The 15864-nt window shown below is 41.6% G+C and carries 10 protein-coding genes; 3 read left to right on the top strand and 7 right to left on the bottom strand.

Annotation, left to right across the window (positions count from 1 at the left end; genetic code table 11):
* Positions 1-115 precede the first annotated feature (115 nt).
* From AB4375_RS10330 to AB4375_RS10300, 7 genes are all read right to left on the bottom strand, one after another.
* A complete protein-coding gene (locus AB4375_RS10330) occupies positions 116-1798 on the bottom strand; it encodes an SWIM zinc finger domain-containing protein (protein WP_372051527.1) in 1683 nt (560 codons plus the stop codon).
* Between the two features lie 169 nt (positions 1799-1967).
* Positions 1968-3185, bottom strand: a complete 1218-nt coding sequence (locus AB4375_RS10325) for a restriction endonuclease subunit S (protein WP_372051525.1) — start codon at positions 3183-3185, stop codon at positions 1968-1970.
* Entirely contained in the window at positions 3175-4821 is a 1647-nt protein-coding gene (locus tag AB4375_RS10320) for an N-6 DNA methylase (protein ID WP_372051524.1), read from the bottom strand. The genes AB4375_RS10325 and AB4375_RS10320 overlap by 11 nt, the downstream gene beginning before the upstream one ends.
* Positions 4822-4949: 128 nt before the next feature.
* Positions 4950-6938, bottom strand: a complete 1989-nt coding sequence (locus tag AB4375_RS10315; RefSeq protein WP_017068299.1) for a UvrD-helicase domain-containing protein — start codon at positions 6936-6938, stop codon at positions 4950-4952.
* Positions 6938-8668: an AAA domain-containing protein gene (locus AB4375_RS10310; RefSeq protein WP_371721605.1), complete on the bottom strand. Its 1731-nt coding sequence runs from the start codon at positions 8666-8668 to the stop codon at positions 6938-6940. Before AB4375_RS10310 ends, AB4375_RS10315 begins: the two co-directional genes overlap by 1 nt.
* A 337-nt stretch (positions 8669-9005) precedes the next feature.
* Entirely contained in the window at positions 9006-9236 is a 231-nt protein-coding gene (locus AB4375_RS10305) for a helix-turn-helix domain-containing protein (protein ID WP_372051523.1), read from the bottom strand.
* 465 nt (positions 9237-9701) lie between these two features.
* Complete coding sequence (locus tag AB4375_RS10300) at positions 9702-10595, bottom strand: YeeE/YedE thiosulfate transporter family protein (RefSeq protein ID WP_372051521.1); 894 nt, start codon at positions 10593-10595, stop codon at positions 9702-9704.
* A gap of 170 nt (positions 10596-10765) precedes the next feature.
* Between AB4375_RS10300 and AB4375_RS10295 the strand changes: the two genes are divergently transcribed.
* The 3 genes from AB4375_RS10295 to AB4375_RS10285 all read left to right on the top strand — a co-directional run bounded on the left by AB4375_RS10295 (position 10766) and on the right by AB4375_RS10285 (position 15859).
* Positions 10766-12793, top strand: a complete 2028-nt coding sequence (locus AB4375_RS10295) for a DNA phosphorothioation-associated putative methyltransferase (protein WP_372051519.1) — start codon at positions 10766-10768, stop codon at positions 12791-12793.
* Positions 12794-12977: 184 nt separating this feature from the next.
* Entirely contained in the window at positions 12978-14057 is a 1080-nt protein-coding gene (gene dndB / locus AB4375_RS10290; RefSeq protein WP_017104390.1) for a DNA sulfur modification protein DndB, read from the top strand.
* Positions 14054-15859 carry a DNA phosphorothioation system sulfurtransferase DndC gene (locus tag AB4375_RS10285; protein WP_132940241.1) on the top strand — a complete coding sequence of 602 codons (1806 nt, stop codon included), beginning with the start codon at positions 14054-14056 and terminating at the stop codon, positions 15857-15859. The genes dndB and AB4375_RS10285 overlap by 4 nt, the downstream gene beginning before the upstream one ends.
* Positions 15860-15864 lie beyond the last annotated feature (5 nt).

Here is a 15864-nt window from a genome sequence, read left to right as displayed (position 1 = left end):
GTTTGACGTTGTTTGTTGTTTTCTAAATTGAGTTATTTAAATTTGTTTTGTAGTAACTCGGTTTCGGGCTTTGTTCCATTTTCTCAACACCGCAGATCTTGTCACCTCCGCAGAATCAGATATATTTTGAATAATATTTCTGAATTAAAGCGAACATATTACGCTTACGCTTGTACGTGGTAGCGAGTTGCGCCACCTGACTATAAAATGTCGCCAATTGAGTAGGATGCGATTTCAGCATATTCTCTAAACGTCGAAGTAACTCTAAAGCTTGATCGTAAGCCGTATTATTGGTCTGTTCGATATAAGATGAGACTGCTCGCAGATAATAATCCAGCGTATTTTCAGGTTTATCATCCACAATATGATCGGCAAGCGAAATAAGTCCTTGTATTGATATTTTATGTTCGGCAACCCATTCGCACGCTTTGTCTAATTGCTGGTTATCGATATAGAACAGAACCAAGGCATCCGTACGATCAGAAGCTTGATTATAGCGGTCTGGTTGTTGATAGGCATTGGCAAGTAGCAGTTCAGTGTGGGAGAAAAATTCAACATCATCAATTTGGTAATTGGCTTTAAACTTCGCTAACTGTTGATAATATTGAAAGCTTGGTGATTGTTCTAACAAACGGTTAGCTAATACCCATGCAGAATGGATTTCACCTAGTTCAACATAAAGACGGAATTGAGCTTGTTCGCACGCACGAAGTTCATAATCACTCGCCATTTTTTTCGCCTTAGCTAACCAAAACTCAGCTTCTAACGGCTCTTGCTCATCAATGAACATATCAACAACTTCAAGATAATCTCGACACGTTCGTGCTATTTTTTGTTTAATTTCCGCCACTTCACGCCAATCGGAGCTGTGTTTCATTAACGGAACTGCCCATGAGCGTAAGTTCCAGCTACTCTCATCTTGCGATGCTTGATCTATCGCTTGGCGGCATAAGGTTAGAAAGTGGGTGTTAGATTGCCAAATCGCTCCAAAACTCTCTTCAATCGAAGGAAATACGTCAAATTCGTAATGGGTCAAACGCTCAAACATCCACTGCGCTTTCTCTTGCTCACTCCAATTAAGCTTTGCCAGCGTCTTTGGCATGTGTTCGTTAATCATGCTTTCAATGCCATAACGATCGCCATTGGAGTCATCAATTTGCTCTAGCACCTTATTCAACCGTTCAACAAGGTAGTTTATTAATTTCCATTGATGATCGGCGTTAAGGCTTTGCATTGATTCAATGATCATGTTCAATTGAATTTCTGCTGAGTTGAAATAATCATGGCTTTCTCGCCAATCCCAGAGCTGTTCTCGCGGTAAGGCTTGGGTAACCAACTTTTTCAGCTCGCCATATACGGCTGGCTTTTCGCGTATTTCAATTTTTGTCAGCAGTGCATTCCATGTGTACTCATCTTCTTCTAGGTATTCGAGTAGCATCTCTACCATTGCCTCTTCACCAAGGCTTTGCAGGTGATTTTTTATGGTATCTCGTTCACTACTTTGGTTTAAAGCTTGTTCTTGGTCTTGTAGGCAAAGGGCAACCGCCACGCCGTGCTTGCACAACATTTGATATTGCGCCGCAGGGCAAGTACAAGTGCCAACCAGATCGCCAGTGAAATCGAGGCTCACTTGATAATTGAGGCTGCCTTTGACCTGTGCGGTCGCGGTGTTGCCAACAAGGTTAAGCTTGCGTACTGCACCACTGCGTGAAAGCAAGATGCCTTTTTGCAAAGTGCTTGTTTCACACAGTGTCGTCAATTCAGAAATGTCGATTTCACGAGTATTAGTTGCGTTCATTATATTATGGTTCCACCTACGCTTTGCTTTGTTCTATTTCGGATTCATCTAATTCCCACCTTCGTTATCTCAGAACCGAGGCGCGAGGTATCTGAGATCTCGCTTTTCACCACCGTCAAAAACGAGATTCCTGATAAGTTCGTTCCTCACTTTCTGGAATGACGAAAGGTTACTCTGCCAGCGCCTTAGCTTGTTCTACTGACAGGTTCTCTAAATCGATTTCGCCGGAAAGCAATTTAGGAAGAAGCGTGTCACGGAGTTGCGATAAGCTATCTATTTCTTTTGATAGAACCTCAACTTTTTGGTCAATTGGATCAACAAGATTATGGAAAGCTTCGACTAGCTCTTGAGGAGGAGCAACAAACGAAACTTTCTTCAATTCCTTCTGGTTTATTGAACTAAAGACTGTTCCAGAAGAACCGCTATCACCCAGTTTCTTTTCGATATGACTTACAAACGCATACGTGAATGAACGAGAATCACTCTTATGCTTGATTGCCCCAACACCACGACCAATACAGCAATCAATAGCAGCCATATTCTTATCACCTACGGGGGCACGAACGCTAATTAAAGTGTCTCCTGCTTTTGCATATCTCTTAGGGTCTGTTGTAAAGACACGAACATCAGGGTATCGAAAACCGAAGTCTCTTCGGCCTTGGAAAAATGCGATTCCTTCACCATCTTCGTTGTAAGTTTCGCCTTTTGGAGACTGCCCCATAGTGACATTGAAGTGCTCTCCCATAGAGCTTGCTTCCCACCCTTCAGGGATCAAACCTAACTCAGACTCAACTAGCTTTTCTGGGAAAAGCGAGGCAGTAGTCACATCCATCCCTTTTGGTTGTTCACCATTCATTTTGGCCTTTACAGGGTCGAAGTCGACAAACCATGACTTGAAGATTGCTTGTGCCATTTGCTCTAGGGTTTGGTTGATTTGGTTGTTGAGGGTGATTTTTTTATCTAGATCTCGTAAATGAGTAGCTAACTTATTCTGATATTTAGGGCACTTTGGAACAGATACCTTAGCTCTGTGAAGGTCATTCCTATTTACCCCGGGCACAGCACCTTTGTCCGTATAGTCTTTATAAGATACGGTTTTCAAATAGTAATAGATAAATAATGGATCATTCCCCTTAAAATCTTTTACATAAAGCGTTGTATTTAGAGGCCAAAAATCTTCTTCTATATAAAACACCTGCCCAATCGTGCCATATCGACCAGTTACAACACCCGGTGATTTTATTTTCACTTCATTATGTAAACCGGAATGCCCAGAAGATGAAACAACAGGTACACTTCCATTTATCCGCTTTGTTTTAGGAAGGTCATATCCACGTTTCAGCTCAATGACATCACCTAGCTCAGTATTTATCCATTCATTCCCCATAACCCAACGCCTCCAAATTACGGCGAATCACTTTATCCAACTCTTGAGATTGATTCATTTGGCTATATAGGGTTTGTGAAAGCTCACTCATTTTGGTTTCAAACGGAATGCCATCATCTTCCACGTCAGCTGCACCTACATAGCGGCCCGGAGTCAGTACAAAGTCATTAGCCTTGATATCAGTAATGGTCGCTGATTTGCTAAAGCCTGCTTGGTCTTCATACTTCTCGACTTTGCCGTCGCCACGCTCAATACGCGCTTTAAGTTCTGCTTCGTCACAGCGCCATGCATGGTAAGTGTCAGCAATCAGCGCAATATCGTCTTTAGTCAACTCTTTGTTGGTGCGGCTAATCATGGTGCCCATTTCACGAGCATCAATAAACAAAGTCTCTTTTTGACGGTTACGGAAACCTTTAGTGGTGTTCTCGGTTTTGTCTTTAGTGATAAACCAAATACACACTGGGATTTGCGTCGTGAAGAACAGTTGCCCCGGCAGAGCAATCATACATTCAACACGGTCATTCTCGATTAGCTGCTGTCGGATCTCACCTTCGCCGGACGTGGTTGAACTCATTGAGCCGTTCGCTAATACAAAACCTGCCGTGCCTGTTTCACTTAGCTTCGAGAGCATGTGCAAAATCCAACCGTAGTTGGCATTACCTGTTGGCGGTGTACGATAGCCAGCAAAGCGCGCATCGTCGGTTAGCTCGGCTTCATTACGCCAACCTTTAAGGTTAAACGGCGGGTTCGCCATGATGTAATCGGCTTTCAAGTCTTTATGCTGGTCAGCAAAAAAGGTATCGGCTGCACGCTCACCCAAATTGCCCGATAAACCACGAATGGCTAAGTTCATCTTCGCCAGTTTATAAGTGGTCGAGGTCAGCTCTTGGCCATAGATAGCGATGTCTTTGGTGCGCCCTTCGTGCTCTTTAATGAACTTTAAAGACTGAACAAACATACCGCCCGAGCCACAAGCCGGATCGTAGATCTTTCCTTGGAAAGGTTCTAGCATTTCAGCTAACAGTGTTACCACTGACTTAGGCGTATAGAATTCGCCACCACCTTTGCCTTCGGTTGCTGCAAACTTACCTAGGAAGTATTCGTAAACACGACCGACTAAGTCTTCTTCGCTCATGTCACATTCGTTAGCTAACGTATCGATGTTTTCAATGCTGTCGATAAGTGACGCGAGCTTTTTCACTTCCAAACCTTGGCGCGAGAAGTAGTTGTCTGGCAGGGCGTCTTTTAAGCTAGGGTTGTTTTTTTCGATAGTCGATAAAGCGGTATCGATGATGATAGCGATATCATCTTGCTTAGCGCGCGCTTTAACAAATGACCAACGCGCATCTTCTGGTAAAAAGAAGATGTTGTCTTGTTGGTAGAACTCTTTCATCTCAACAAAAGCGTCTTGCCCGTCGTCTATCATCTTCTGACGGCGTGCTTCAAACTTGTCGCTGATGAACTTTAAGAACACAAGGCTTAATACCACGTGTTTGTATTCAGATGACTCAACACTGCCACGCAGCTGATTAGCTGTATCCCAAAGGGTCTCTTCAAAGCCTTTGGTCGCTTTTTTAGCTTTTGACGTAGGCTTAGCTTTTGAGGCGGGTTTCTTGTTAGCGGGTGCTTTTGCCATGTTGTTAATTACTCGAATAATGTAGGACTTGGCTCTTAACAGCAGAGCCAAGATTTATTGCGTGGTATTGTATCGTAAATGCGACTTTTTGCATTGATTAAGAGTTACTTATGATAAATAAATAGCAACTAAATTTGGGTAACTTCTCCCGTAATTTCAATATGTTTTTCAACGCTAATTGGAAACTCTTCAGTACTGAAAACCACTAACTTTTGCCCAGCTCTAGTCATTGCTACATAAAGTTTACGCATTGATTCTTGCAATACTTCTTCTCTTTCCGAATCACTCAACTCTAGATTCTTAGGCTGGTTAATTATTTGACCACAACCAAGAACGAACACCGTACCAGACTCCATACCCGTACAACTATTGATATTAAGTAGCCTAATTTTGCTGCCTACGTTATCCGCTAACTCTTTGGAGTTGTTGTAGTTAATGACCTTGTTTGAACCAATACGTTTTTCAATGTCTTGCTTTAGCGACCATGGATTATACTCTGGGCTACATAAAACCATGATCTGATGAAGAGCGACTGTTCCCGACAGCACCAGGGCTGCGAGTTCGTTCAGGAACCTCTTTTTCTCATCTTGAGCATTTCGAGAATATATAATTTGGGGTTTGTGTCCTCTTGCCATTTTTTCATAGTCAGGCTTCACGTAATCTTCAGGGCTTCCTTCGAGATCATCGAGCAGAGCGTTCGCAGCGACCATTATTTCATAAGTCGTTCTGTAAGAATGATTCAAACGCTTAGTGCGCCCTCGAACATTCAAACCTACGCTCTTCCAGCTTAAACGGCTTTTTAAGAAACCTTGGTTGGGATCAGCACAAATAAATAATTGTCCCCCCGGCGTCAATGAGCGTTTAATTAACTGTAACCAAGATGGCGCGAAGAATTGAGCCTCATCAAGCAGTATGTGATCAAACTGTTCAAGAGGCTTGTCTGATAACGCAACTTCCTTAATATACAAACTCGGTAGGTATTTCTTAACCGACGACAACCGAGCAGAAAAATCAACATATAGCTGCCAAATATGTTCTCGCTGACTTTTTTGTAGTGCAAACCCACGACCCTGTCGATCGAATTCCAAGTACTCTTCTTTGTCTTTAATTAAATAGTCATTGATGTACTCTAGTTCGGACCAAATCTGCTCATCTGTTAACGATAGTTGCGTGTAAGCTTCATTTTTATCACTTAAAACGGTCTTCTTTTCTTCTTTCATATTCGCATCGCCAAATACTGGCTTAACACGCTGATGGCTTTTACTGTACTGCTTTAGCGCAAACGAGTGAAAGGTGGTAATTTCAAGGTTATCAGGTTTACCTTTAAGCCAGGTTTCGAACCTGTACTTAATATCTTCCGTCACTGGCTTATTGTGTATCGCAAGAAGGACCTTTTTTTCCGGGTATTTTTTACAATACAAAACTGCACGATTAATTAAAATCAGAGTTTTCCCACTCCCAGCGACCCCATTTATCAACCTTACTGAAATGTCTTCCTGACCTTCTTCTTCAGAATCGACAGACTCAACCATATCTAGCCTAGTAGCCAATTCTTGATCGTAATCTAAAAAAAATGGGAGCAGCTTTGCGGTATTGTCTACGGAGGTTTTTCCTCGACGAGTACTACACTGTGCGGGAATAACCGACTCCGGAAAAAACGTGCGCTTGATTCGTGAATGTGAGTCGATTGTGAACTCGGTTAGTGCGGCGTGGATTAGTTTTTCACCACGCTCAATAAACGTTTTGTTCTCAATTATTTGTACATAATCAGAGAAAGAACTATCAACTTGGAGAGAACCGTCAATTGGGAAAGTACTTTCTTCTTCCACAATCATATTATCGACGACAGCTAGATACTGAATAGGCTTTAAACCTAACGTCAACATCGAGTCATTAAACTTCAACAATTTAGAAAGACTAATACTATCTGGTTTCTCTGAATGGACTCCAACAAACACCCAACTATTGCAAGGCCCCTCAATAATACAAGGAGCAACTTGTAGAGACTCTAATAATGACTCACGAATAAAAAATTCGTCATTGAGTTTATTGAATACCTTTTTGCAATGACGTCGATGCTTGCGGTCTAAGCCTGTAATCGTATCTATATGTGCCATTAATCTACTTCCACCTTATAACAGTGACGAACCAGAGATTTATAATCTTCAATGTTTTGTCGCACCTTAGGATCATCCACCTGTTGCAGCATGCCTTCTGGGATTTCGGGACCTACAATCACCAACTTAGTCTGGGGTCTAGTAATGGCGACATTGAGACGTTCCGCTTGGAAAAAGAATTCAGCGATAGCGCTAATGTATTGCGGATCTGAGGAGCAGAATGAAACTATAATCATTTCCCGCTCTTGGCCTTGCATCCTTTCCACAGTATCCGTTACCACTAATTTTGATCCAAATATCCCTAACTTATCCTGAAGGCAAGACTTTAGAGCTTTGGCATGACCCCGAAACGGTGTAACGACACCTATCTCTTCAGCAGATAGACCCGCTTCAACAGCCGCGGTTATCAAATCGGCCACTAACGCCGCTTCTTTTCTATTTACACTTCGGGCATTGACCCCTGGAGTTTTTATGAATACAGAAGGCCGATTGCTAGAGAGGACCTCAGAATACTTGTGAGGTTTTTTAGGTAGAGAAAATGATGACAGCGTTGGTGGTCTTTTCGATTCTAATTCGCCCTTGTAATAACAGTTACTAGGCCATTCAGTTAAGGCTGGAGACATCCGATAAGTTTGGCTTAACAATACCGAAACCTTTTCATTGCCAAGAATCATCTTAGAGAAAGCCGAACTGTCCTCAAGAACGGATTGAGAAAGTATCACAGGAGGAAGCTGCTTATGATCCCCAACGAATACAAATCGACACCCTTTTCTCATTGCCATTAACGCCAATGGAACGGTAATTTGGCTGGCTTCGTCAAAAATAATGGTGTCGAATGTAAAGCTTTCAAGTCGCTCACTACAGGTAGCAAAAGGTGTCGCACCAATCACATACCCAGTGTCCGGTATATCTTCCCATTTTGATGCGTATTCAAAATGCTGAACCTTATCACTCAGTGATTTCTTACCGCCACTCGCACAAATTTTTGCAACAGGAACCCCTTCCTCTACAATTTTATTGAGTGCATTATTGATCGCCATGTGGGTATGAGAAGTCATGAAAACTCTCTGCCCTGCCTCTACAAGAAGCTTGGCGATAATACTAATAACTTTTGTTTTACCCGTTCCGGGAGGACCTTGAATACACGCTAAGTATTTAGAACCGACACCAAGCCCAACAGCTTCACTCTGCTTTTCATTTAATCCTCGAGATTCGGCATAATCCGCAGCGTCATCAAAGTCTTCGTCATAAATCGTTTCCGTATTCAAATGTCCGGAAAGCATAGGTAGCAATACGTCTCTGCCGACTTTAGATGTTGCTACATCAACCAAAGCTTTGTCATAAAACGGTTTTAAGTCCATGCCTGCAGGGTCGGCATAACAGCCTTCACTTAGTTGTGGAAGTAAGCTTTGATCTACTTTGACTTTGAGCAACCACTCTCCATCGTTTTCAGCTTCAATAGCTACTTGGTCAAATACCTTATGGTTACTTGGGTCGCCAAGATGCAAACAAATCATGTCGCCTTCTCTAAAGCGTGATTCGTTATCACCTAATACGACTTCCAGATGATTAGACCCGGAACACCTTACTGACTCTATTCGTTGAGTTTCGCCTTTTAATAGTTTTTCTTCTAAAGGTTTCTTCCAAATTTCTAGAAGGTTTTCCATGCTAGCTTCATGTTCTGCATACACAAAAGCTTGTAATTCTTTTAATACCGGAGTGAGTTCCATACCTAGCTTACCAACGTGAATTTGTACTCAAAAATGAGAATATTCATCAATACGAATAAACTATACCTTATTTTTTGAACGGCCATCACGTCAACTACACATTAGCTAAATTGTTAATTACATCCATTAGTAGACAAAGATCATCCGATATTCTCAATCAATTTCAATGAGTAACAGTGGTTTCTAAGAGGAGGATGAGGAAGTATGGTTACTGATGAAGCCTAAAATTGAATAATTTTTGGGGCTTATCTTCTGACTTTTGTTAATAAGTTCCCTAAGTTTGCATTACATAAAGCACTATGAGCAAAACATAACATGAGCATAGCCACCCCTATGGTTATACGTCACTCTCACGTTCGAACATAATTAAATCAGACACATCACAATCAAAGTACTGACACAAGGCATCAAGAGTTTTTGTGGTTGTAGTGTACCCTTCATCTCGGATCATTTTCGCCATGGCCGAACGCTGAATACCTATTTCGGCAGCAATTTGAGCTCCAGAGATCTTCCGTCCCTCTTCCGCTGATTTTTTATCTATAAATTCCTTTAAGTTATATCTAATCACACATCAATTCCTAAAAGATATAATAATGTGTCTTGATTGGTCACCACGCGGTCACAAATCGAGTTTGAGAGATATGAGTCACTTAGCCCATCCAATAATTATTCAACGGGGAGGCAGACAAGAATGATGCTATTTAAGGTACTTTCCAGAAACGCAGACACAAAAAAGCCCACGCTAGGTGGGCTTTTTGCTTGTTCAGAAAGAACGAATTTGGTGCCGCTACTGGACTCTACTATCCAACCTATCAACTTGATTAGAATGAATATTATAAAAATAGAGTTTAAAGATGTTACTTCTGGTGTTACTTCAGTAAAAACTAATCACCGGACTCAATGTAAGAAGGATAAGTTCCCATGAACCTTGAAAGTCAAAAGAATTTTTCTACTAAATAGTCACTTGTAATTGTAGCTATCAAGTATTGTATTAAACCTCGCTAAGACCAAAAGGCTGACAAAAATAAGATACCTATTTGCGTTGAAACTTCAATCCTATAAAAATACCAATAACAATACTCAATGTAGCCACAAGACCAGCAGCGGATAGCGCAGGTAATGCGACTAGTAACTGTGAATCATTTCCGCCGCCGGCCATAACTGCTCCCAATCCCATTAATGTTCCTGAAAAGAAATGCTTAGTTAGCTGAATCAATGACACAAATTCAAACCTAAATGATTTCGTTACAAAAGCCGCTATGGCCATGCCAAGCACAAGAAAAAAGAATAAGTAGAACCTTTCAGATCTTGGCCAAGCAGCTCCATTTCCATTCCATACAGATAGCCCGACAGATTTTAACAACCCACTGGGAGTCCAATGAGGTTCATAAATAAATACTAGCCCTGCCATGACACCGATCCCCAGCATAGACAACCAAAGCTTACGAGTTTTAGTATCACTTTTTGAAGCAACAACAAGTAGTATTACTGATAAACCAATTAGTATCATTATGTGCAAAACGGGGGAGATTAAATATGCCTTCCCTGCTCTATCAGTAAAGAGATCAACGAATAAAAGCCATGACACCAGCCAACCTAGAATTGTTGCTACCATCATGACCTGACCTCGGGCAAAACGACTAATGGTCGATACTCCGCACCCGCCATTGAATGCCGCACCTAAACCAAAAATAAACCCTCCAAGAGCCGTCAATATCGTGGGAAAGTTACTATTCAAGCGAATAGGCTGCTCCAGAAAATATGCGATAGCTATTGCTAACCAAACAGACGACCCACTTAAAAGAATTGAGATTAAAAATACTGGTTTTCCGCTTGTCGCTTCTTTCACTCCTCGCACCATACAAAGCCCGGTAGTTTGGGCTAGAAAACCAATGACCGTGATGAAGAAAAGTGATAGAAGCAACATAGTTGTGCCTTAGGGGGTATTGAAAAGACATTACTAAACACTATAGTTAAGAATCTTCAATTCTTGGAAGAATTCGCCATGAACTCACAACTCATCAACTGACATGTCTCAAATGCACACAGCATCTATTCGGTATTTTAAACTAATAAACATTAAAAAGAGCAACTAACATGGATGTGAATCAATTCTCTAAATTAGTGGCTGAGGTTAACATGGGCAAACAACTGCCCAATGCGATTTACCTTCATAAAGACGCATTCAGCGCATTGCCTAAAGTATTAACACAGTTCATTCCCGCCGTAGCAAAAGCCGTTAACTTAGATGAAGAAGACTGGAACCTCGTTAAGCTGTTTAAAAAAGAGTTCCGTTTATCTCTTCTTCATTACCCTGATTTTTATACTGATTCCTATCCCGCATTAGAACAAAGCCTCAATGTCGACCTCTCTAAGCTAAGCCACAAAATTACAGGCTATCGCGAATCTGAAAACCCGCCGATCTTACATCGAAAAGAAACCATGGTTTTGCCAACAAGTGAATATTACGAACACTTCGTTTCACTCACACAAGAAGGCGAGAATGCAGGCCTGTACGAAAACAGCCGTTTGATTGGTTTTAAACGTTCTTGGGAAAACCTAATAGCACGCCATGGTTACGAGCTTGTCGATGGTCGATTATTCCGATGCTCCTCTGTGACAACGCAAGAAGAGGCTGGGATTGATAGGCACAGAACGGCCATCGTGCGCCATGAACTCTCTGCACCAATGAAGACTCTCGTCAAACATGGTTACTTAAAAGGCGAGCACTCAATTTTCGATTACGGCTGCGGCCGCGGAGACGATTTAAGAGAGCTCGAAGCACATGGCCTCGACGCTCTGGGTTGGGATCCGAACTTTCAACCCGACAACGACAAATCCAATTCTGATATCGTAAACATAGGGTTTGTTCTTAACGTAATAGAAGATCAAGATGAAAGACTCGATGCCCTACTAGGCGCATGGGAGCTAGCAGATAAATTTCTGGTGGTTTCTGTCATGCTGGCTAACGAAAACTACATTGCTCAGTTCAAACCTTATAAGGATGGGGTGATTACCTCTCGTAACACCTTCCAAAAATACTACGCGCAATCAGAGATCAAAGCGTACATAGAGAGAAACCTACAGGAAGACGCCATTACCGTCGCGCCTGGTATTTTCTATATATTCAAAGACAAATTGGAAGAACAACAGTACCTTCAGAGTAAATACAAACGCCACCATAAATGGCAGCAACTGACGTCACCAGAGCCTATTGAAGCCAAAGACAAAGCCAAACTGCTTATTACTCAACATCAAGACTTGTTTAATGACTTTTGGAACACCTGCTTAGAACTAGGGCGTATTCCTGCCAATGATGAATTTGAACAATCTGACAAAATTCTTGAGTTAATAGGCTCACACAGAAAAACCTTTAACTTACTGCAAGAGATGTTTGATACCAACGAATTTAAACAAGCAGAAAAGAGCCGAAAAGAAGATCTTCTCCTCTACTTTGCTATGGGACTGTTTGAAAAAAGAAAACCCTATACGCTGCAACCAGAACCCCTTAAGCGCGACATCAAAGCCTTGTTTGATGATTACAAAACCGCAATCAACCTGGCTGCGGAATTACTGTTTGCGATTGCCGATACCGACTTAATTCATCAGCAATGCGAGAAAGCACACGGTCAACTACCAGCAAGCCTGCTAAACGAAGGGCACTCACTGATCCTACATCGAGACCTTATCGATGATTTACCACTACTGCTACGAGTATACGTAGGTTCAGGGTTGCAAATGTATGGCGAACTAGGTGACGAAATTGACCTCATAAAGATTCACATCACATCAGGAAAACTCACCCTAGCCGCTTATGATGCCTTTGAAAAGTCGGTGCCCTTTTTAACTGAGCGCATAAAAATCAAGATGGCAGAGCAAGACATCGACTTCTTCGATTACGTAAATGAACAGCGTAGGCCGCCACTACTCAACAAACACTTATACATGCAAACTGACGATAAGAAGTATAAAAAACAGAAAAGTTTTGACCAGCGTTTAGCGTTGCTAATGGATTATGATTCCAATAAAGAAGCGCAAATGAACAGAGCGGAGTTTGAAGCGCTGCTGGGTAAGCACAAGAAGCACATTAAAGGCTTCAATCTGGTAACGAAGAAACCTTCATAAAAATTAGGTAAAACATGGAAATCTCAATTACATCGCTGTAAAATACAACGCTAATTTTGGCATACTCATGTTATTTATCGCACAAAACCAGCCCTAACATAACAAACTCAAACTTTAGTTTGTCAAAAAATAACATACCGACTAATATGTATGTCATATTAAAATGACATACATAGAGGCTAATATGCTAAATCAGGATTCAGGCTACTGTTACTCTTTCCCTGCCGTCAGAGGTATTCAAGCAGGACGCCCCTTCTATATTGCAACTTGCCCTCTTAGGATTATCCCTAAAATTTTCAGCTACAACGAAGATGACGTTCCACCAGAGCTGAGAGCTCAAAGAACCCTAAATAAAACTCGTATTCCTGAGATGGTCAAATACTTGTTAGACAATCCCAAAGAATACGTCTTCTCCGCTTTGACCGCATCGGTAGGTGTTGATATATCGTTCGATGATCATGATGGAGCACCAAATCTAGGAACACTTAAGATCCCTATGGATGCTCAAATTTTGATTAATGATGGGCAACACCGACGCAAAGCGATTGAAGAAGCACTTCGAGAAAACCCTGATTTAGGCCAAGACAATATCCCTGTTTTGTTTTTCATTGATGAAGGTTTGGGCCGCAGCCAACAAATGTTCGCGGACTTAAATAAATATGCGGTTAAACCAAGCCCATCGTTGGGCACGTTGTACGATCATCGTGATGAAAGTTCAGAACTAGCAAGGGAATTGGCAAAAAATATAAAGCCATTTGTTGGTCTAACCGAAATGGAAAAATCCAACATCAGTCCTAAATCGAATAAGCTTTTTACCTTAAGTAGCATTAAGCAATCGACTAGAGCACTTTTAAGCAAAGGACCAAAAGACGGCTTTACCGAAGAAGAAAAAAAATTAGCTGCGGAATTTTGGGAAGAAGTGACACGGTACATCAAAGATTGGCAACTAGTTATCGATAAAGAAATTTCACCAGCACAACTTCGTCAAGAGTACTTGCATGCACACGGTGTTGGTTTACATGCAATTGGCGTATTAGGAAAACACCTTCTGTGCCAAGAGCCTAAAGATTGGAAAAAGAAATTACAAAAACTAGCTGACGTAGACTGGCTAAAGACCAATCCTGAATGGATAAAACGCAGTATGAACCATGGCAAACTGAGTAAGTCGACAATGAATATTCAGCTAACTGCCAACGCACTAAAAATTGAACTTGGGTTACCACTGACCCCAGAAGAAAAAGCTCTAGAGAAGCAGTTATCATGATACACGAGCTACAATTGGCGGAAGATCTCGCCGAAGAATATCAAGAATTTATCAACACTGAAGATTTCGCAAACAATAAACTCAGTCACTATATTGCTGACGTACAACGTGTTTATTGTGCAGATAAAAGACCGTGGGTGATTGGTTACAGCGGAGGTAAAGACTCATCTGCAATAATGACCTTGATCTATATGGCACTACTTGGCCTTAAAGAGGAAGAACGCTCAAAACCTGTTTTTGTTGTGACCTCCGATACGCTTGTCGAAACCCCTGTGGTTGTTAATCATATTAACAATTCTTTAGACGCTATTAGCAAAGGGGCCAAGCGAGATAACCTGCCGATCACTTGTCACAAAGTTGTCCCTGAAGATTCTCAAACCTTTTGGTCTAGTCTATTAGGCAAAGGTTACCCTGCACCCACACGTTCTTTCCGCTGGTGTACAGAGCGAATGAAAATAAACCCTGTCAGTGATTTCATCAAATCTAAAGTATCTCAGTTTGATGAAGTTATTGTGGTTTTAGGTTCGCGTAGTGATGAAAGTGCTTCTCGTGCTCAAGTAATTGCAAAGCATAAAATTGACGGCTCTCGTCTGGCTCGCCATACAACTCTTTCCAATGCGTTTATCTTTACACCCATCGATACTTGGGGTGTTGATGACGTTTGGAAAATATTAAGACTCTGCCATCTAACAACCGAAAAAACACCTTATGGCATCAAAAACATCTGGAGCAATCGGTACGATCTTGAGTGGGAAAACCCTTGGGGAGGTAAAAACTTAGTTCTTTGGAATCTTTATAAAGACTCTTCAGGCCAGGGGGAATGCCCAATGGTTATTGACGAAACCACCCCGTCTTGTGGTAATTCTCGTTTTGGATGCTGGACATGTACCGTGGTAACTAAAGACCGCGCTATGGAAAGTTTGATTCAAAACGGTGAATCTTGGATGTCACCTTTATTAGAATTCAGAGATATGCTCGCTGAAACGGGGATTCCAAAAAATAAGGATGAATACCGAAACTTTAAGCGTCGTACCGGGAAAGTGACAAACCAAGCATCATACAAAGGTAACGAGCTAAAAACTCTTGAGGATGTTAAAAGTAGCATTACTCTTGTCGAAGGCCAACACCTTGAAATTTCTGATGATGGAACCCAGGTTCGACTGTATCAAGACGGTCACTTGCTTGAGCACTACTCCTATCAGTTAATTAAAAGCACCCCTGCACACCCGAACCCTACAGAGCTTGCTTGGCATTTAATCCGATTTATTCCCGGCCCTTACTGGCTAAAATATCGTCGCCAATGGTTGCGTGAATTGTTGGAGCTCGATAAGAAATACAAATCTGAAGGTCGTGAAATTGAGCTTATAACAGTTCCAGAGTTACATGCTATTCGCCAAGAATGGATCCACGATCCAAACGAGCCTGACTGGGATGACTCCCTACCGACTATTTTCAATGAGGTTTACGGCTACGATCTGGATTGGGTTTATGACGACAATGCAAGTTTTGGTAAAGATGATGCCTTAATTATCAACGAGCTCAGTGAAGATTTCGATATTGCACCTGAAATGATAATGAAGCTAATTGAGCTTGAAGTCTCAATGGAAGGTCTAAGTCGACGTAGCGGAATCAACAATAAGATTGCTTCACTACTGAAACAAGACTGGGGAAGCCTTGAAGAGATCAAACAAAAGCATGCCTCACTACAAAGCAAGGCAGAGTTTGATATTCACCAGCAAGAAATTGACCGTTACAATCAACAATTGATTGATATCGATAAGCAGCTACTAAAAGAGTTTTAATTGAA

The organism is Vibrio sp. 10N.261.51.C6, assembly GCF_041471785.1.
In the GTDB taxonomy this organism is placed as follows: domain Bacteria; phylum Pseudomonadota; class Gammaproteobacteria; order Enterobacterales; family Vibrionaceae; genus Vibrio; species Vibrio crassostreae_C.
The sequence above is the reverse complement of the archived record's forward strand: the minus strand, read 5'-3'. Positions and strand labels throughout refer to the sequence as shown.